Annotated in this window: 11 protein-coding genes; 2 read left to right on the top strand and 9 right to left on the bottom strand. The window is 34.4% G+C overall.

Annotation, left to right across the window (positions count from 1 at the left end; translation table 11 throughout):
- Positions 1-17: 17 nt before the first annotated feature.
- A complete protein-coding gene (locus MY04_RS07355) occupies positions 18-1,214 on the top strand; it encodes a Gfo/Idh/MocA family protein (protein ID WP_066208147.1) in 1,197 nt (398 codons plus the stop codon).
- A gap of 29 nt (positions 1,215-1,243) precedes the next feature.
- Here MY04_RS07355 and MY04_RS07360 read toward each other — a convergent pair whose 3' ends face one another.
- Together MY04_RS07360 and MY04_RS07365 are read right to left on the bottom strand one after the other, a co-directional pair.
- Positions 1,244-2,521: a DUF3472 domain-containing protein gene (locus MY04_RS07360; RefSeq protein ID WP_066208150.1), complete on the bottom strand. Its 1,278-nt coding sequence runs from the start codon at positions 2,519-2,521 to the stop codon at positions 1,244-1,246.
- A gap of 164 nt (positions 2,522-2,685) precedes the next feature.
- Positions 2,686-3,930 (bottom strand): ROK family transcriptional regulator, encoded by a 1,245-nt coding sequence (locus MY04_RS07365; protein ID WP_066208153.1) that lies wholly within the window; start codon positions 3,928-3,930, stop codon positions 2,686-2,688.
- Positions 3,931-4,216: 286 nt separating this feature from the next.
- On the opposite strand from MY04_RS07365, the gene MY04_RS07370 reads away from it, so the two are divergent.
- On the top strand, positions 4,217-5,479 hold the full coding sequence (locus MY04_RS07370; protein WP_066208157.1) for a nucleoside permease: 1,263 nt from the start codon (positions 4,217-4,219) through the stop codon (positions 5,477-5,479).
- Between the two features lie 91 nt (positions 5,480-5,570).
- On the opposite strand, the gene MY04_RS07375 is transcribed toward MY04_RS07370, so the two are convergent.
- The 7 genes from MY04_RS07375 to MY04_RS07405 all read right to left on the bottom strand — a co-directional run bounded on the left by MY04_RS07375 (position 5,571) and on the right by MY04_RS07405 (position 19,208).
- Positions 5,571-7,424, bottom strand: coding sequence for an alpha-1,3-galactosidase-related protein (locus MY04_RS07375; RefSeq protein ID WP_066208159.1), 1,854 nt, complete (start codon positions 7,422-7,424; stop codon positions 5,571-5,573).
- A 71-nt stretch (positions 7,425-7,495) separates the two neighbouring features.
- The gene (locus MY04_RS07380) at positions 7,496-8,872 is read right to left on the bottom strand and encodes a Gfo/Idh/MocA family protein (protein ID WP_066208162.1); all 1,377 of its coding nucleotides are present in this window, start codon (positions 8,870-8,872) and stop codon (positions 7,496-7,498) included.
- Between the two features lie 136 nt (positions 8,873-9,008).
- Positions 9,009-10,028, bottom strand: coding sequence for a DUF4922 domain-containing protein (locus MY04_RS07385; RefSeq protein WP_066208165.1), 1,020 nt, complete (start codon positions 10,026-10,028; stop codon positions 9,009-9,011).
- A gap of 36 nt (positions 10,029-10,064) precedes the next feature.
- Entirely contained in the window at positions 10,065-11,165 is a 1,101-nt protein-coding gene (locus tag MY04_RS07390; RefSeq protein WP_066208169.1) for a phosphotransferase enzyme family protein, read from the bottom strand.
- 64 nt (positions 11,166-11,229) lie between these two features.
- On the bottom strand, positions 11,230-14,481 hold the full coding sequence (locus tag MY04_RS07395; protein WP_066208174.1) for a glycoside hydrolase family 2 TIM barrel-domain containing protein: 3,252 nt from the start codon (positions 14,479-14,481) through the stop codon (positions 11,230-11,232).
- Between the two features lie 96 nt (positions 14,482-14,577).
- The gene (locus MY04_RS07400) at positions 14,578-16,191 is read right to left on the bottom strand and encodes a RagB/SusD family nutrient uptake outer membrane protein (RefSeq protein WP_066208177.1); all 1,614 of its coding nucleotides are present in this window, start codon (positions 16,189-16,191) and stop codon (positions 14,578-14,580) included.
- 17 nt (positions 16,192-16,208) lie between these two features.
- Positions 16,209-19,208 carry a SusC/RagA family TonB-linked outer membrane protein gene (locus tag MY04_RS07405; RefSeq protein WP_066208185.1) on the bottom strand — a complete coding sequence of 1,000 codons (3,000 nt, stop codon included), beginning with the start codon at positions 19,206-19,208 and terminating at the stop codon, positions 16,209-16,211.
- Positions 19,209-19,255 lie beyond the last annotated feature (47 nt).

Here is a 19,255-nt window from a genome sequence, read left to right on the forward strand (position 1 = left end):
AGAATTAATAATGAGAAATGAACGACTTACTTAACATAGGACTTATAGGGATTGGTTATCGTGGAATTATTCATCTAGAAAACTGTTTACAAAGAAATGATGTGAGAATAATTGGTATTGCAGAACCTAACAATGCTTCAATATCAGACGGTAAATTTTTATTCGATAAATATCAAAAAGAACACCCTAAATTTTATTCTAATGAAGATGGCTACAAAGATTTATTGAATCATCATTCTTTAGACGCTGTGATTATATCAGTCCCTTGGGATTATTATTTTGATATCAGTTCTTATGCCTTATCTTTTCCAATTTATGTAGGTATTGAAGCAGCAAGTGCCACTTGTTTAGAGCAATTGTATCGACTCAAAGAAATTAAAGAAAAAAGTGGTGCTGAATGTATGCTCTTGGAAAATACCTGTTACCATAGAGATGTGATGGCTGTAAAAAACATGGTGAATAAAGGTGTGTTCGGAGAATTAGTACATTGTAGAGGCGGTTATGAACACGATTTGCGTCCAATAAAATTCGACAAAGAAATGAATTTCGGAAGAGGCGTAAATGGAGAGGCAAGCTGGCGAACAAAACACTCGATTACAAGAAATGGTGATCTTTACCCTACTCATGGCATTGGGCCAATATCAAGTATTTTGAATATCAATAAAGGCAATAAATTCACTTCTATTGTTTCTCATGCCAGTAAATCAGTTGGATTAAAATCTTATGTAGAAAAAAATGAAGGAAAGCATCATCCAAATGCTAAAGATCAATACATTTTGGGTGATGTGATTACATCTACATTAACCACCTCAAATGGCGAAACTATACTCCTAACACACAATACTAACCTACCAAGACCTTATTCTCTAGGGTTTAGAGTCCAAGGTACAAAAGGAGTTTGGATACAAGAACACGGTAATCACCTTCATTTAGAAGATTACTGTGATAACGATGAATGGATGAAAAATTCTCATAGAGTATTTAATGAGTTTGATCATGATGATTGGAAAAACCATCAATATGAAGCAGCCAAAACTGCTCGTCATCAAATGGATTACTTTGTTTTGAGAGAGTTTATTTCTTCCATTAAAGAACAAAGAAAACCTGAATTTGATATATATGATATGCTAACATGGTTGGCCATATCACCTTTATCGGAGGAATCCATTAGAAATGGAAGCAAAACATTAGAATTCCCAGATTTTAGTCAATAAAAATGGCGATGTTTCCATCGCCAAAATATTTATTGTATTACTTCATTTTCTATGGTATCAGGATTAAATGAAGGTGGTGTTTTTGAGATACTTTCTCTTTTAAATGGTAATCCAATTGCCGTTGTATTATCAAAGAATCCACAACTTCTCAAATATAACTTTCCATCAATTAAACCTCCTTGATAATCAAATCGATGTTCTTGTCTCGCAGTAGCATCAGCAGAAAACTCAGCATCTGTCACCTCATACCATTTATTGTCTTTATCCATCACCCACTGATTTTTATAAAATGCCATTCTTGATTTGTTCCCTTGACTTGGAATAAAATTCTCTAGGAAGGAATAAAAGTTGGTTAAATAAGTGTGCGTTTTAGGCCTAGAAAAGCTTGCGATAAATAACCATTCTCCTTTCTCTTGATCATGGAAATAAGCAGAGAATTGAGTGTGATCTTCATCGATTGGTTCTCCTTTTAATAAGAATCCATACGTCTTAGCTGCCTTCCAAGGATACACTAAATAACTTTGACCTCCTGATCCTTCATTTCCAAATTTACCTGTATAGACATGCTTTCCTTTTCCAAGAAGTTTGATTTTTTGTCCATCAGGTACATAATCCGGATTATCTGTTTCAAATGGACTCCAAACTGAAAATAAAATTCGTCTTTCCTTCTCACTGTTTACTTGGATACCAAAATAGCCTTGACCAAAACCATTGGCCATATAATAAGAACCAATAACGTCTTGCCCTTGGGGCACCTCAATTTCGCTGTAATACCATTTAATATCCTTGTCCTTGGCTTCATAAGGAAGCACATATTTCCAATGAGTGGATGGTCCTCTTTTTCCAAAATGTGAATTCTCTGGTGGCACACTGTATATGACATTTGATACATCTATTTCTGCTTCTACATTTACAATGGATGTCGAAATATGATTCAAATTTTTAATAATTACTTTTTGATATCCCTTTTCTTTAATTTCAAATGAACCTATGTCATGTCTTCCAAACTTTGGATCCAATTTCAATGTCACTTCTTTATTATTAAAAATCACTTGCAGTGAATTTTCTTTTTCTGATTTACCGTTGAAAAAAAGTCGAACATCACCTTTATTCTCCATATAAAAATAAAGTTCTATGTCTTTATCTCCATTCCAATTGATCATCTCCTCTATAGATGGGGAGATGTCATCATTTTTATAAAATGCATTTGATGCAAAATCGATGGAGTAAATATGTTTTTCAGATTGATCGTTAGCAGTACAACCCCAAAAAACGATGATGAAAGAAAGATAAATCAGTTTTTTCATTGATAATTAGTTTTAAATTAATTCAATTAAGGTGATCTCTTTTAGAGTGTAAATAGTTGATCAATCAAAAATTCCTTTCGATTAATGAACTAACACCTCTTAATATATAATTTTTATTATAAAATATTTCTAAGTGATTCTGATGATATGATTTCACTAAACTGCTAAACGTATTGTAATGCCGCCTTTGAAGGCAAAAAGATCTTATTACTTACAAGAGTTGTTGCCCCTAAACTACCCGCTTTTCTTCTAATCTTTGAATAAGAAATTGTGGTTTGAGCAAAAGATTCTGGTAATGAATGTTTGATTACAGATGATTTCACTGGGAATAAAATATACTCTTTTAGTTGACTTAATTTTCCTCCCAAAATTATTTTTTGAGGATTGAACAAGTTTATTAAAACACCCAAAGCTCGCCCAATAGAAGTTCCGGCCTGTTCAATGTATTCTATGCCTATTTGATCACCTGATAATACAATTTCTACAAAAGCATCTAGGTCTACTTCTTCTTTATTTAAATCAGACAGTATTTTTTGAATACGAGGAGATGGATTATTGGCAAGAAAGTCTTTCATTTTGTTAGAAATAGCCTCACCAGAGGCATATAATTCGAGGCAACCTCTCTTTCCACAGTAACACATATCGTTATTATCTTCAAAACGAATGTGTCCTAACTCTCCTGCAAGACCATTTGCACCCGTATACAATGCACCATTTATAATTAAGCCCATACCTATACCTTTATCTAAATTAATAGCTAAAGCATCATTTACATCTTGAGCATCACCAAAATACTTCTCTCCTAAACTCATAGCATTCACGTCGTTTTCAATTTCAACGTTCACACCTAAAGCCTCAACCATATATTCTTTTAATGACATATTCAAATCATTAAAATAAGATATAGAGCGACCTAATTTATTGTTCACCAAGCCAGGTACAGCCAACCCAATTCCAAAAAGTCGGTTTTGAGGTATTTTCTGTGATTTGATAATGTTTTTTACAATTGAAATGACATCATCTATACAGGCCTTTGAATCTTTTAAATTTAAAGTATCTTGAGAATGGAAATGTCTTTCTTTATTCTGTAGATCAAGTAAAATCACTCTTGTTTTTCTTAATCCAATTTCAACACCTATAAAAAATCCTCCTTCAGGATCAATACTATAAGAAGTAGGTGGTCTACCCACATTATTTCCAGAATTGTTTTCATCTAACTTGATATATCCGTCCTTAGCTAGTTCTTTCATTAACGAAGAAGACATTGGTAAAGTTAACTCCGTTTTAGAAGTCACTTCGGAAGGCGACAACATCCCCTCTTTTAGTAAAAGTTGTAAAATTTGGTTCTTTCTAATTTGATTTTTGATAGTTACTTTTCCAACTTTCTTTGTATTCTCTTGTCTAGTCATTCAAATAGTTATTTGTTCAATATAAAATTAATAAAATAAATTATTTATTATCCCTAATTGAAAAAATAATTCAAAAAAATAACCCAATTCAGGTTCAAAAACCCATTTTAAATAGATTTTACTATGTTTTTGAAGCACATTTAATTAATAACGAAAAATCTGAAGCGGTTAATAAATTCAAAACAAAACAATTATTTATTTTAATATATCTTTCGTCATCATTATTAATACTAAAGAAAAATTATATTTGTAGCCGTTACATTTTATTCAATTATCATCAAAAAATATGAGTTTAAAATTACGCCTTACGATCATGAACTTTTTACAGTTCTTTATTTGGGGGGCTTGGTTGATTACAATTGGAGGCTATTGGTTTAAAACCATGGAATGGTCGGGTACTGAATTTGGTGCCATCTTCTCAACTATGGGTATAGCGTCTATTTTCATGCCTGCAATTTCAGGTATTATAGCAGATAGATTAATAGGTGCTGAAAAACTATTAGGAATTTTCCACATTATTGGTGCGGTAATTCTTTGCTTACTTCCAGAAGTGGCTTCTCCATCTATGTTTTTTGTGGTGATGTTGATTAACATGATATTCTACATGCCAACCATTTCTTTATCCATTACAGTAGCCTACTCGGCACTAACAAAAAACAACATGGATATTGTAAAAGTTTACCCACCTATTCGAGTTTGGGGTACAGTAGGCTTTATTGTGGCAATGTGGACAGTTAGTTTAGCTAAAATTGAAACTTCTGCGGCACAATTTTATGTTGCTGCGGCTGCTTCTGCATTACTTGGTATATATTCTTTCTTTTTACCTAAATGTGATACGAACAAAGGCGGATCTAAAAAGTCATTTGTTGAAGCATTAGGTTTAGATGCATTCCAATTATTCAAACAAAAGAAGATGGCATTGTTTTTTATTTTCTCAATGCTTTTGGGTGCTGCATTACAATTAACGAATGCATACGGAGATATCTTCTTACACGAATTTGATAGTAATCCTTTATTTGCTGATAGCATTGCTGTAAAATATCCAGCCATCATCATGTCAATTTCTCAGGTTTCTGAGACTTTATTTATCCTTGCAATTCCATTCTTCTTAAAGCGTTTTGGTATCAAAAACGTGATGCTCATGAGTATGTTTGCTTGGGTACTTAGATTCGGATTGTTTGGTATAGGTGATCCTGGAAGTGGTTTAGTTTGGATTATCATATCTTGTATCGTATACGGTATGGCCTTCGATTTCTTCAACATTTCTGGTTCTCTGTATGTGGAATCTCAAACAGATGAAAAAATTAGAGCATCAGCTCAAGGTTTATTTATGATGATGACCAATGGTTTTGGTGCTGTTTTAGGTTCTTCAGTTTCTGGGGTCGTAATTGATAAATTCTTTACAATTACCGAAAACGGAAACGACATCCGTGATTGGCCAAATATCTGGTTCGCTTTCGCAGCCTATTCATTAGTTGTCGCTATTTTGTTTGCTGTTTCATTTAAGCACAAACACGATCCAAAAGAAGTAGAAAGCTTTAGTCATTAAGATATAAAGTATTTATATATTGAAAGAGGTTGTTCCATTTAGTTATGGAACAACCTCTTTCTTGTTTTGCGGAATTACTTTAAAAGCATCTTTACAAAATTACTTTCTCACTCAATTCTGATTGCACATTAGATAAGTCTGATACTTGCATTTTTTCAATCTTCAATGATTTGATCAATACATCTTTATCTATCACATTCTCTTTAATGCTCACATTTTTACATCCAATAAGATGAAATCCTGGGGAATCATTTCTCCATGGCATAAAAGCATTTCCTTTGTTGATAATATTAGATTCAAATTTTAAATGATCTACTGAAATAGCATATAGTAATGCTTTATCAGAAGGAGAAAATGTATTGCCAACAATTTGTATATTTTGATGATAAGGAGAAGATTCATCAACAGATGGAATTTCTGGGTAAATGCTTATTATAGCCTTACAAAACTGATAATTTGAGGAATTACATTCTGCTTCAAAAGTATTGTTTTTGATAAGCACATCTTTCACAGCACCACTCTCATACCAATAATTTGCATCTCCGGCAATTAGAATTGCACTACCGCTTGTCTGAAAAACATTATTCTCTATAACTACTTTTTTGGGTGTTGAAATCAGATAACCTCTTGCCCTATTGCTCCCTGCATAAGAATTTGTAATCGATACTGAAGGGGTCCATGTTAGGTTTTCTAATGAATATTGAGAACTAACATCTTCGGGAAGTTTCTCATTAAAAGTAAGCTGGAAACGTTGATCATCCAATACATCAAATGATTTTAAGGTATTGATATGCTCACTTTTCATATTTTCTTTGATTACTATACTCACTGAATCACCCTTTTGCCCCCATATTAATCCTTTACTCATATCATGTGCATAATTACAGATCAAAGTGTAATCATCCACTCTTTTTGATACTGGCACATAGGTTCCATGAATATTGATGGCGTCATCCATTAAACCCATCGCTTTATAATTATCAATAGCAATATGTCCTTTACAACCCATAAAATGTAAACCATCGTCATGACCTGACAGATATCGATTCTTCTTAGGATTAGGCACAATATTGACATCTTTAACGACAACATTATCGGTATATTGAAAAAGAATTCCTAAACCTGCCGTATGGTGTACATCCACGTTTTCAATGTGAACATTTTTACTATGAAAACTAAAAATACCAGCATGGTCACGAGTACTATGACGCATAATCCAATAATTACCTTCTGTTGGATATTTAGTAAAATTACCACTTAACTGAACACGCCCTTTTCCTAAATCACTATAAACCACATTTTTCAAATCACCTTTAACAGAACCTGCATCTCCAGTGTTCGCTGGAATAATATGATCTGGAGTATATTCTATTAGCCAAGAACCACCTGAAACTCTCCATTTCTCTTCCCAATTAGCTGTTTTGAATAATATTCCATCTTTTTGAACTTCATATGGAAACTGTTTCTGATCAATCTCTAACACAATATCTTTTTCATTAGAATAAACGACTCTCCCTTCTGCGGTTAAAGGTTGCTCCCAATCGATAGAGAAATTGATAAGCTGAACATTCTCACAATTATCTAAAGTGAAAGGCTGAATATGATCATGAAATATGAATTCACTTCCTTGTCCATTGATAGTAATGTCCTTTCTATTTGATAAAAAGACTGCTAAATTTTTAGGGTTAACATCATAGGTATTCGTTTCGAAATATTCTTTCTGATATTCTTTATTGGGTCTAAAATGATAATACCCTTTAGAAAACACCAATTCTATGGGTTGATCAGGTAAATCCTTTATGACTTGGTTAATCTCTTTTGTGATGGATTGATCTTGATTTGGGAGGATTCCATACTCTTCCAAGTTTATTATTAAAACCTCCTCCGATTTAGGAATAGAACATCCCAACATTACAAAGAATAATAGATAGTAAATTGATTTCATGTTTTGTATTGATTTAAAAAAAGGGCACCGGCTGAAACCAATACCCTTTTGTAATAAAATTATATATGTGTTTATAAATAAAGTTCATTATTTCCGAAAACTGGCTTTCTCTTAAACCATTTTCCTCTAGTGAAGTCAGGGAAATGCTGTACAGCTCCGCCTTCTTCAATAGATCTTTCTGATAAAGGAGTAATTGCTGACCAAGCCGCTGCATCATAAGCATCCATTGGAGGTGCAATGTTGTTTTTGATGGATAATACAAACTCATGCATAATAAAGAAGTCCATACCTCCATGGCCTGCTCCTTCTGCAGTTTCTCCATATTTTTGCCAGCTTGGATGGTCGTATTTATCCAACCAATCTTTCGCTTGATCCCACTGGTGATCTTTTGATTTTCCAGCGATATGCATCAAATTACCTCCTGGTCCAGCAGCATAACCATCTTCATGTTGCCATAAACCATTGGTTCCTTGGAAACGGAAGCCTAATGAATATGGGCGAGGTAAGTTTGTATCATGAGTAACAATAATAGTTTCCCCGTTTGCCGTAGAAATTGTTGACGTTACAATATCACCTAATTTCCAATCCAAGTTTGCATTCGGATGATCTTTACCTCCATTTTTAATGATATAATCGTTCAGACCTCTTGCTTTAGTTGCAAAAGAGGAAATTGTATTAAATCTATTACCACGGTTGATATCCATGTACAAAGCAATTGGTCCAATACCGTGTGTTGGATAAAGATCTCCATTTTTATGAAGTGAATGATACGTTCTCCATTCTGCTTCTGAGAACCCTTTTTCACCAAACTCTACTCCTCCACCGTAAGGTTGTTCTCCGTTATTAAATTTCACATGACGTAGATCGTGCTGATAACCACAACGTGCATGAATAGCCTCACCAAACAAGCCTTCTCTAACCATTCGGAGTACTGCCATTACATCTCTTCGGTAACATACATTCTCCAAAATCATCAAATGCGAACCTGTCTCCTCATGAACATTGACTAGGTCCCAACATTCTTGTAAAGTCATAGCCGCAGAAACTTCAACACCGGTAAATTTTCCTGCTTTCATAGAGTCCACAGACATTGGTGTATGCCATACCCAAGGAGTTGAAATAATTACCCCTTGAATTTCTTTCATCTCTAACATATTACGGTAATCGTGCTCATTCTTACCGAAAATCTTAGGATGTTTTTTGCCATGTTTATCAAAATATTTTAATGATTTCTTAATGGCTTTATCACTAATATCACAGATTGCTACGACCTCTGTATCATCTCTATATAATGCATTATTCAAGTGCCATATTCCTCTTTCACCTACACCAATTAGTGCTATTTTCACTTTCTCCCCTTTACCTTTTCCAAAGGCCATAGAAGGTGACATCATTGTGCCTAACCCTGCAATAGCTGCTGTTTTTAAAAAGTCTCTACGATTGTGCATGTCTTGTTAATTTATGATTCTATTAAGTAATAAATCTGTTGTTACTAAGTTTGACTTAAATTTATAATATTTATTATTTATTAGTCAATAATTAGAAATTTAATTTCTTAATATTAACTAATATCTTGATTTTTCATCAAATATCAGATAGAAATGTTTTCATTTGATGTTCATTTAAAGGATTGAGATGTGACAACATTTCCTTTAAAATCTCTTTCCCCTCATTTCTTATATCGTTATTAATTTCCATCTCCTCTTCTCCTTCTGGAGTTGGAAAAATTCCTTCACCACAAGCTTCTATCACCCCTATTCCCTCATATTTATATTTTAATAGATGAGTTGGTGTTGTATAATCAGGATGTCTAAAAATTAAATATGCTTCTAGTTTTTGTTCATGAAACCTCAAAACTGTATTGAATGAATTTCTTTCATTTTGGCTTCTCCATTTTGATAAAATCGAATCAAACGATTTTAATAAGATTTCTTCGGAATTTGCTTTAATTTTTACAACTGAAAGAGGAAAGTCCAAGACTGATACCTCAGCTTCATTATTTTTTGTTTTTAATTGCCTTTCTCTCGCCTCGAAAATAGGCAAGTGAAGTTGTTTAAAAACTTGAAAGTGAAGGTGTGATAAAATTGATGCTCCTGCTCCTTCTCTATCCGAGTTTGAACACACCACATAATGAGGCATTTGATGTAAAAACATTAGCTGTTTTTTAAAACTATCAACACTCACTTCCATTGGTCGATGTTCTTTGGTAATCAACACAAAATGATGATGATACAAAGGAAAAGGTGTCAGTTGAATGAAGAATTCTTCTTGTTTTAGATTGAATGCCAGAATCTCTAAATTTTCCTTCCCTTCTGCTCCTACATTTTCGATACAAATTGGACATTTGGCTCCTTCGGGTAAAGCAGGTTTTTTAGTTCCTGCCATTGCTTTACTATAATTTGATCTTACATGATTGATCTGAATTCTATAGGTGATTTCGTCGTCTACATCAAAAAAATGTATCCTATCGTTCCCTTCCAAGGCATTTTTTGATAAATAACCCGAGGTAAATGATCTCAGATACAGATCGTCTAATTGTCGATCCAATTCTTCGTTTACTTGAGAGTATGTCGGGCAATCAATTTTATTATTTAAAGTCATCATCTTTTGATTATCAAATGAATATTTTTGAGAGTGATCCTAACATTTTACAGTCACCTCTTCCTGAACTACTCTTTGCATCTCCTCAAATTGTCTTTCCATACTACTCACCAATTTAAATTGTGCTTTGGCTCTTTGAAGGTTATGGTGTTCATGATGAGTTTTAAAGTAATTATCACCATCCAAGTAATCAGTTATAAAACGTAGACCAATAATGAAAGTCATGATTCTAGCCGATAAAGGAAGATATTCGATTTCTATTGGAGTTAAACTACTAGCCGTTTTCGATAAGAAACCTTTCGTATATGCTGTAAACAATTTAATATCCATTTCCACATTATCCAAGTTGGCATCATCTTCATCTCCCGTGTTGGTAGAAGTTCTAATCGCATCACCAAAATCGTAATGTACAAAACCTGGCATTACAGTATCTAAATCGATCACACACAATGCTTCATCGTTCTCATCCAATAAAACATTATTGATCTTTGTATCATTATGCGTTACTCTGATTGGAAGCTTTCCTTCTTTACCCAAACGCACCAATGTTTGCATTTCTTCAGCTCGATTTTCAACAAACTGAATTTGTTCTTGAGCAAGTCTAACTCTTCCTACAACATCCTTTTTGACAGTTTCTCTAAATGTTGCCAATCGAGTTTCCATATTATGGAAATTAGGAATGATTTCATATAAACTACTTCCGTCAAAATCAGATAATAAGGCTTGAAACTCACCTATTCCAACTCCAGCTTGAAACGCTTGCTGCTCTGTTTCGACCTTATCGTATGATCTAGCAGGTGTAATTGTTGCCATCACTCTCCAGTAATTTCCTTCATCATCTTGATGGTACTTTTCTCCATTCAAAGTATTGATAAACGTGAGGGTATTTACATTTGGATCTTTCCCTTCCATTTCTTCAAACTTTTCTTTTAAGTGATTCGTCACACCAAAAATATTATTCATCAATTCCGGTACGTTTGGAAAAATTTGATGATTTACCCTTTGCATAATAAATGTAGTCTCACTATCGTCAATCGTTACCATATAGGTATCGTTGATATGTCCTGAACCGTATTTTGCAATTTTGTTTACTTTAAACTCTGGTAAAAACTGATAAAAAATCTCGTTAAGTTTATTCATTGTTCCGTTGTTTTATAAAGGGAAGAAGCACATGACTTCTTCCCTACTTTTGGTAATAGTTAAGCTATTGAATCGAAAGTCTCTTGTATTTCTTCTTAGCTATTTGAATGTACTTATTTACTGATGCCGATTTGATAGGCACCAAAGTAAATTCATACGTAATATTTTCGTTTGGTTGGATAACATATTGATCCAAAGGCATTGAGTACCAGCTGTCCGTACCTGCCACTCCTCTTTGCTTATAATCGATATGCCATTCCACAAGGTCTTGAGGTTCAATATCACAATTGTGTTTATTCTCTAATCTCACCTCTGGGTATTTGTAGCCAGGTCGAGCATCTAGATCTGCCGATGTATAATGTAAAGCAGTCGTTCCTAATTTCATGCTACTCTTAAACATTAGTGCGTTGCCTTTAGCGTTTGCTAATGCTGCCCACTGTACATCCGTTTTATGACCGTTTTCTTGAGGACGTTCATAAGCAACAAACTGATCTTTCACTTTGCTTGAATATACACTTACAGATGCTCCATCGTTACGATCAATATAGTTTTCGAATGGCCCTCTACCATAATAAGTAAACTGATCAAACTGTTTTTGCAATTGCATGACCATACCAAATCTTGGTAAATCAGGTAGATCTTCTTTACCCTCTAAGGTTGCTTTTACATCAATGCTTCCATCTCCGTTCACCAAATAGTTCACATTACAAGAAGTTCCAATCTCTCCTAAATCAAATGTCACTTGAATACTTGCAGTTCCTTTATTCAACATCTCTGATGAAACATTACTTACTTTACTTTCATAAGTTGCTTTCTTCCAATTGATGTTTTTCACATCCATCTTATTACCATAATCGTTGTCTACAATTGGTCGCCAGAAAGTTGGTTTAGGACCTTTGCCATCTTTTAGGTAAGCTACTTTATTGACAGTATATTCTTTGATGATACCTTCTTTTTTATCAAATACTAGATGCAACCATCTATTTTTGATAATTAATTCAGCCTCATTTTCATCAAGAGTTAAACCTGCATATATAGGAAGTGGCTTCTCCTCATTCTTATAAATTGGTAATAAGAATTGCTCTTTAGCTACCTCAAAATTCTTAGGTAAGAAAGGCTCCTCATTGATCAATTGTAATGAAAGATTAAGGTAATATTCTGTATTTGCCAATGGCTTAATTGCAGAAACATCAAAAGTAAGTTCCTCTGTTTCTGTTGGCTTCGTTTTTAATATTTGAGAAGGGAAACGCTTTACTACTTTGCCATCTACAGTCACAGTAATTTCTAAATGATATTTGCTAAGATCAATAAAGTAATTCCAGTTTTTCACCTTCACAATACCTTTTTCTAAGTCAACTGCCTCAAATTTTACATTTTGATATTGCTTTTTCACTTCATATAAAGCCGGCTGAGGTGTTCTATCCGAATTTACCACACCATTTAATAAGAAGTTTCCATCTGTAGGTACATTTTCAGGTCCAAAATCGCCACCAAAAGCATACATGATCTTACCATCTTTCTCCACTTTAATACCTTGATCTACCCAATCCCAGATAAATCCACCTTGAAGATTCTCATACTTCTCAATCACATCCCAATAATCTTTCATGTTCCCCGTAGAGTTCCCCATTGAGTGCTCATATTCACACATAATCAATGGACGATCTGAATATTCTTTTGCATACTTTTCGATATATCCAACACTTGGATACATAGGTACATAAATATCTGTATTCCACTCCAAACCTGCTCTTTCATACTGCACAGGACGATCGTCAACACTTTTCAAATACTGATAACCTTTATAGAAATTGTATCCGTTACCTGCTTCATTTCCTAATGACCAACCAATAACACTCGCATAGTTTTTATCGCGTTGATACATTCTTCTAATACGATCTACATGTGCCAATTCATACGATGGAGTATTTCCTAATGAACGCCCTTTTGCCAAATTATAACCCATACCATGAGATTCAATATTGGCTTCATCCAATACATAAATACCATATTCATCACACAGGTCGTACCAATATTCTGGCTGAGGATAGTGAGATGTTCTCACTGCATTGACGTTGAACTGTTTCATTAACTCCAAGTCTTTTCTCATCAGTTCTTTTGTCATAACATGACCTGTTTCTGCATTGTGCTCATGTAGGTTCACTCCTTTCAATAGTACAGGCTGACCGTTTACCAATAGTTTTCCATCTTTAATTTCTGATGATTTAAAACCTAAACGTTGAGAGGTAGTCATTAACACCTTGTCGTTTGCATCTGATAAAGTGATAATCGCTTGATACAAATTAGGTGATTCAGCAGACCATGCCTTGATATCTTTGAATTCTTTTTTCTCGAAAGCAACATCAAATTGACCTTTTGATAAAGAAACGGATTTGTTGTCGTTTCGGATTTCTTCACCTGTTCCTAAATCAAATAATTGATATTTAACTGTGGCTTTTTGAACCTCATCAGTCGTATTGATCAAGTTAACAGACAATTGGAATTGACCATCTTTATACTGATTCGTTAGCCCAGAAGTAATCTTGATATCGTTTACAGCTACTTTAGGTTGAGCGATCAAATAGACATCTCTTTCAATACCACTTAATCTCCAGAAATCTTGACATTCTAAGTAAGAAGCATCCGACCAACGGTATACCTCGAAAGCAACATTGTTTTTACCTTCTTTTAGGTACTTAGTGATATTAAATTCTGAAGGCAATTTAGAACCTTGTGTATATCCAACTCTTTCACCATTCACAAAAATAAATGCAGCAGATTTAATAGCTCCGATATGTAAAATCACATCTTTACCCTCCCAATTAGCTGGAATATCAAAAGTTCTTTTGTAAGAACCTACAGGGTTTTTCTCTTGAGGGACATAAGGCGGCTGTGCTTTTCTTAGATCAGTGTAATCATCATTTCTCCAATCGGCAAACTCGTGAGGATGATTGGTATAAATTGGCGTTCCAAATCCTTCTACCTCCCAATTTGACGGCACCTTGATATCGTTCCAAGCGGAAACATCGAAATCATTCTTGTAAAAATCTACAGGTCTTTTATCTGGGTTTTCAGCATAATTAAATTTCCAGATTCCGTTTAATGACAAGTAGTTTTTACTCTTTTCAAAAGTATTGGTTTTAGCTTCAGCATAAGTATCGAACACCCCAAAATGTACTCTGGTATCCATCTTATTCTCTTGAATCATGTTAGGATTCTCGATGTATGGATGTGGGGTTCTGTCTATTTTACCTTGTGCATTCATTAACAAAGGCATTAGTAAAAACAAACAGTATAGGTTAATCTTTTTGGTCATATTATTTATGGATAGTTTAATTATCTTTTTTCTTAATAAGTAATCATTTTATTTACTAGAGAACTAGACATGAAAGTCTAGTTCTCTTTGTTATGTTTATCTCCAAGCAGGGTGTTGTGTAATGTTTCTCGAAACATCCAAAGCAGATTGTGGAATAGGTAAAACGTAGTTTCTATTCCCCATGCTACCATTTCTTCTACCTCTAATGAAATCTCTACTTACTGATCCGTCTAAATGTTCATATTCTACTGATTCAACATCCACTTGTAAAGAGTTTTCTGTCCAATGTTTAGGGTTACCAAATTGATTCATACCCCATCTCCATGAATCCCAGAAACGTTTTTGCTCACCAGCAAACTCTACTCTTCTTTCTCTCTGAATCAATTCTCTAACAGCATCTTGTGTATTATAGATCGACTGATTTACCTTTGGCATACCTGCTCTTTCTCTTACTTGATCTATTGCATTATACACTTCTGATGATGGACCTCCTACTTCGTTTTGTGCTTCTGCAAAGAATAATAATGTTTCGGCATATCTATAAATGTAGTTGTTCACATCGCATAGAGATGGTGATATCTTATCTAAATCAGTATATTTTCTATAGTTATAACCTGTTACAGTACAGTTATTACCACCAATTACATTTGGGTTATTATCATCTAACCTTAAAGGCTCATAAAGAATGCCTCCATAGACTGTTCCATTGTAAAGGATCGATTGCTCAAATCTTGGATCTCTAATTGTGTATCCTTGCTTATCATTTACAGCATCATATAAAGGTGAATCAGTAAATGGATAAACACCATCTTTGGCTTCATAAGCATCTACTAAATCTTGAGTTGGTGCTACAGATGACCAACCACCAAGGAATCCATTTGGCAACAACATATAATTTGTATAGTTGTCCCAATCTGCGTTTACACCATTTTTATACTCTCTCCAAAGAATCACTTCCTTAGTACCACCCTGTGTACTTGAATGAAATAAATCTTCATAGTGAGCTTCTAAAGCATAATTTCCTGAATTGATAATCGCCTTAGTTTGTTCAATAACACCTTGATAATCCTGATTCCAAATCAAATAATCAGCTTTAAGCATTCTTGCTGCTCCTTTTGTTAATCGACCTTCTGCACTTGTTTCTGGTAAACCTTCTATTGCTAAATCAAGATGTTCTTCAATAAAAGCTTTAATTTCTTCTTCATTTGAAGTAGGTACATCAGCTTCTTGAACAGTTAAAAGACGATCAACAAGCGGCACTTCTCTATAAGCTTTCCACATATCAAAGTATTTGGATGCTAAGAAAAAATAAGTCTCTGCCTTCATTTCTTTATTTGATTCGGGAGAAACACCTGGCACATCGTCTATTTTTGCTAAAAACTCGTAACAGTTTCTGATATCCTTATAATCAAACCACCAATCACAAAAACCTGTAAAAGCATTATGATTACCAGTTGTATAATCTCTTAAATCAGAACCCTCCCAAGCATATTTTAAATAACCATTATCTGATGCACTTTCTAAATAAAGATGCCAAAAAGGAGTTAAAGAGTTATAGTTATTATTTAAGAATGCTCTTGCCTCTGCTTCATTCTTCCAGAACGTTTCATCGGTTACTGCATGTAATGGCTCTTTGTCTAAAAGATTACAGCTATTTAATAAACCAACTAAAAGAAAAAGAATGTATATATTATTTTTAATGTTTTTCATTTGTTTATCAGTTTAGGTTAGAAGTTTAAGCTAATTCCAGTTGTGTACACAGAAAGTTGAGGGTAACTCGCACCTCTACTACCATTTGAAATTTCAGGATCAATGGTTGGTGACCATAAAGCAGATGAGGTCCATAAGTTATCACCTGAGACATAGATTCTTGCTGATGTAGCCCCTACTTTTTTCAATAAATCCGCACTAAAAGTATAACCTACAGTAACGTTCTTTAAACGAATATATTTACCATCTTGAATCCAGAAATCTGAAAAATATCTACCTGGATCATTTACTGTATAATCTTCTCTAAACTTTGGATATTCATTAGAGTTTGGCCATGCTTTTTCTACTTGCCATTCTTGAGGTGTAGCTTGTAAGAAGAATGGTACTGCGGCTTCGTTTATTAAAACAACATCTCTTTGTAAGGCTCCATTAAATAAGATATTGAAATCGAACCCTTTAAAACTACCTCCTAGGTTAATACCAAACATGTATCTCGGGTTTGGATCACCTAGCAATTCTCTATCATCCCCATCAATTACACCATCGCCATTGATATCTACTAATTTGATATCACCAGCTCCAATATTATTATTTAGATTATAGTGTGCAGTATTGGCTTTTGCTTCTTCATCCGTTTGATAAATTCCATCTGAACGGAAACCATACCAAGCTCTCATTGGTGCACCAACATCAGTGAAACGCATATCGTCAATCCATGGACCCGTCTCTAAGATATCAACAACATTATTTCTATTATCAAATAGGTTTAGGTTGACAAAATAGTTGAAATTACCAATCTGATTTTGATGTCTTACTGAAACTTCCCATCCATTATTATCTACAATACCTGCATTTACTCTTGGTGCATCGTAACCAAATTGAGGAGGTACCGGTACATTCATTAAGATATCTGTCGTTCTGTTGGTAAACACATCTACAGTAAATCCGATTAATCGGCCAAAGAAATCTGCTTCTAAACCAAAGTTCGTAGTTGTTTTAGTTTCCCATTTAATGTCTGGGTTAGCTGTTTTATCATAATAAACTGATGTTACACCTTCTCCTCCAATCACAGCTGATGAAGCGGCCAAAGTTGGTGTCCAATCAAAGCTACCAATATTTTGGTTACCCACTTTACCCCAAGATCCTCTTACTTTCAGGTTAGTTACCCACTCCACATCTTTTAAGAAACTTTCCTCACTAATTCTCCAACCTAATGAAAGAGATGGGAATAATCCGTAACGGTGACTAGGACCAAATTTAGAAGAACCATCACGTCTAATATTCGCTTCAAAAAGGTATCTATCTTTGAAAGCATAATTGACTCTTGCATAAAGAGATTGGATGGCCCATTGATCTGCAGTACCACCCATCATCCAATCTTTTGGATCTCTAGAACCTGCATCAATAATATGAATATTATCCGTTAAGTAATTGTAACGAGTCATTGACCCTTGTTCCCATAATTGCGTCTCGTTTGAATAACCTACCATAGCTTTTAGATAGTGGTTATTCCAATGTTTCTCATAATCCAATCGAGCTTGTAAACCACTATATGTCGTTGCGGCATTGTAATCCTCGTACCAGTTTGGTTCGGTTTTTACTAATTTACCATCACCATCGTAATAGTCATGTTTATTATTAAATGCCTTACCTCTATCATGAGAATATCTGAAATTATAATCTACAACTGCTTTTAAACCTTCAACGATTTTATATTCAGCCCCTAACATTAACTGAGTATTCACCCAATTTGAAGTTCTATCACCACCTTCTTCCATCCATCTAACTGGGTTTCCGTTTCTTACATAATTCCATTCTCCGTTGTCCCATTTGATAGGATCGATTGGTGAGTAAATGTTTGCATTATAATAAGCAGATCCAATACCTCTTGTTGGTTGTAGTCTCACTGAATTATCAAATGCTGATTTGAAATGTGTCGTTAATCGATCATTCACTTTCGCATCTACATTCATTCTGAAGTTATATCTCTGGAAATTCGTATTCGGTGTTAATCCACCTTGATCGAAAAATGAACCAGAACCATAATACTTCACCTTTTCACTACCACCTGAAACAGTCATATTATGTTGTTGCTGCATGGCTGTACTAGACATGATCGCATCCCTCCAGTTTACACCTTGTCTCGATCCATTTCTATATTCATCAATTTGATCTTGAGTAAATACTGGATTTGAATTTACTCCATCATTTTGTCTAGCTAAGTTGCTTAGCTCCATAAACTCTACAGCACCTACAAACTTATGCTCCATTGTTGGAGTTTGTACACCTACATAACCATTATAACCAAAAGATACCTTTCCTTCTTTACCTCTTTTAGTTGTGATTAGAATAACACCACCTGCTGCACGTGCACCATAAATAGCTGTTGCAGAAGCATCTTTCAATACAGTAATGGACTCGATATCTTGGGGATTGATATTATTCATACTCATTGGCATGCCATCGACAATTACCAATGCTGGAGTATCATTAATTGATGAAGAACCACGAATTAGGATATCCATGTTATCCGCACCCGGTTGTCCAGAGGTTTGCGTAGCAACAACCCCTGGAAGTGTACCTTGAAATAAAGCTGATGTAGAAGTAACAGGTCTGTCTTTAATGGTTTCTGACCCAATAGTTTCTAAGGAACCTGTTACGTTTTCCTTTTTCTGCTCGCCAAAACCTACAACAATCACCTCTTCTAGTTGCTCTGAATCTTCTGAGAGAATGACATTCATTTTCGTTTGTGAACCTACTTTCATCTCTACAGTTCCAAATCCAATAAAACTGAAGATTAAAGTACTTTCGGAATTTGTTTCGATGTGGAATTCCCCTTGCACATCTGTAATTGTTCCTGTTGATGTTCCTTTAATAGCAACATTTACCCCAGGTAGTAATTCGCCTGCTTCTGTTGATACCACTCCGGTCACCATTCTATTTTGAGCGAATGCAAAATTCACTAAAAATAGAAATGTGAAAAGTAATAGAGTTTTAAGTTTAGTAATAATTCGCATAGTTGTTTACGTAATTAATTGGTAGTTGATGTTTCATTTCGAAGCAA

It is taken from the genome of Flammeovirga sp. MY04 (genome assembly GCF_001682195.2).
In the GTDB taxonomy this organism is placed as follows: Bacteria; Bacteroidota; Bacteroidia; order Cytophagales; family Flammeovirgaceae; genus Flammeovirga; species Flammeovirga yaeyamensis.

Excerpts from the sequence above, each read along its gene's own strand:
- MY04_RS07360 (WP_066208150.1), bottom strand. The coding sequence starts at position 2,521 with ATGAAAAAACTGATTTATCTTTCTTTCATCATCGTTTTTTGGGGTTGT.
- MY04_RS07400 (WP_066208177.1), bottom strand. The coding sequence starts at position 16,191 with ATGAAAAACATTAAAAATAATATATACATTCTTTTTCTTTTAGTTGGT.
- MY04_RS07375 (WP_066208159.1), bottom strand. The coding sequence starts at position 7,424 with ATGAAATCAATTTACTATCTATTATTCTTTGTAATGTTGGGATGTTCT.
- MY04_RS07385 (WP_066208165.1), bottom strand. The coding sequence starts at position 10,028 with ATGATGACTTTAAATAATAAAATTGATTGCCCGACATACTCTCAAGTA.
- MY04_RS07395 (WP_066208174.1), bottom strand. The coding sequence starts at position 14,481 with ATGACCAAAAAGATTAACCTATACTGTTTGTTTTTACTAATGCCTTTG.
- MY04_RS07405 (WP_066208185.1), bottom strand. The coding sequence starts at position 19,208 with ATGCGAATTATTACTAAACTTAAAACTCTATTACTTTTCACATTTCTA.
- MY04_RS07390 (WP_066208169.1), bottom strand. The coding sequence starts at position 11,165 with ATGAATAAACTTAACGAGATTTTTTATCAGTTTTTACCAGAGTTTAAA.
- MY04_RS07355 (WP_066208147.1), top strand. The coding sequence starts at position 18 with ATGAACGACTTACTTAACATAGGACTTATAGGGATTGGTTATCGTGGA.
- MY04_RS07365 (WP_066208153.1), bottom strand. The coding sequence starts at position 3,930 with ATGACTAGACAAGAGAATACAAAGAAAGTTGGAAAAGTAACTATCAAA.
- MY04_RS07380 (WP_066208162.1), bottom strand. The coding sequence starts at position 8,872 with ATGCACAATCGTAGAGACTTTTTAAAAACAGCAGCTATTGCAGGGTTA.
- MY04_RS07370 (WP_066208157.1), top strand. The coding sequence starts at position 4,217 with ATGAGTTTAAAATTACGCCTTACGATCATGAACTTTTTACAGTTCTTT.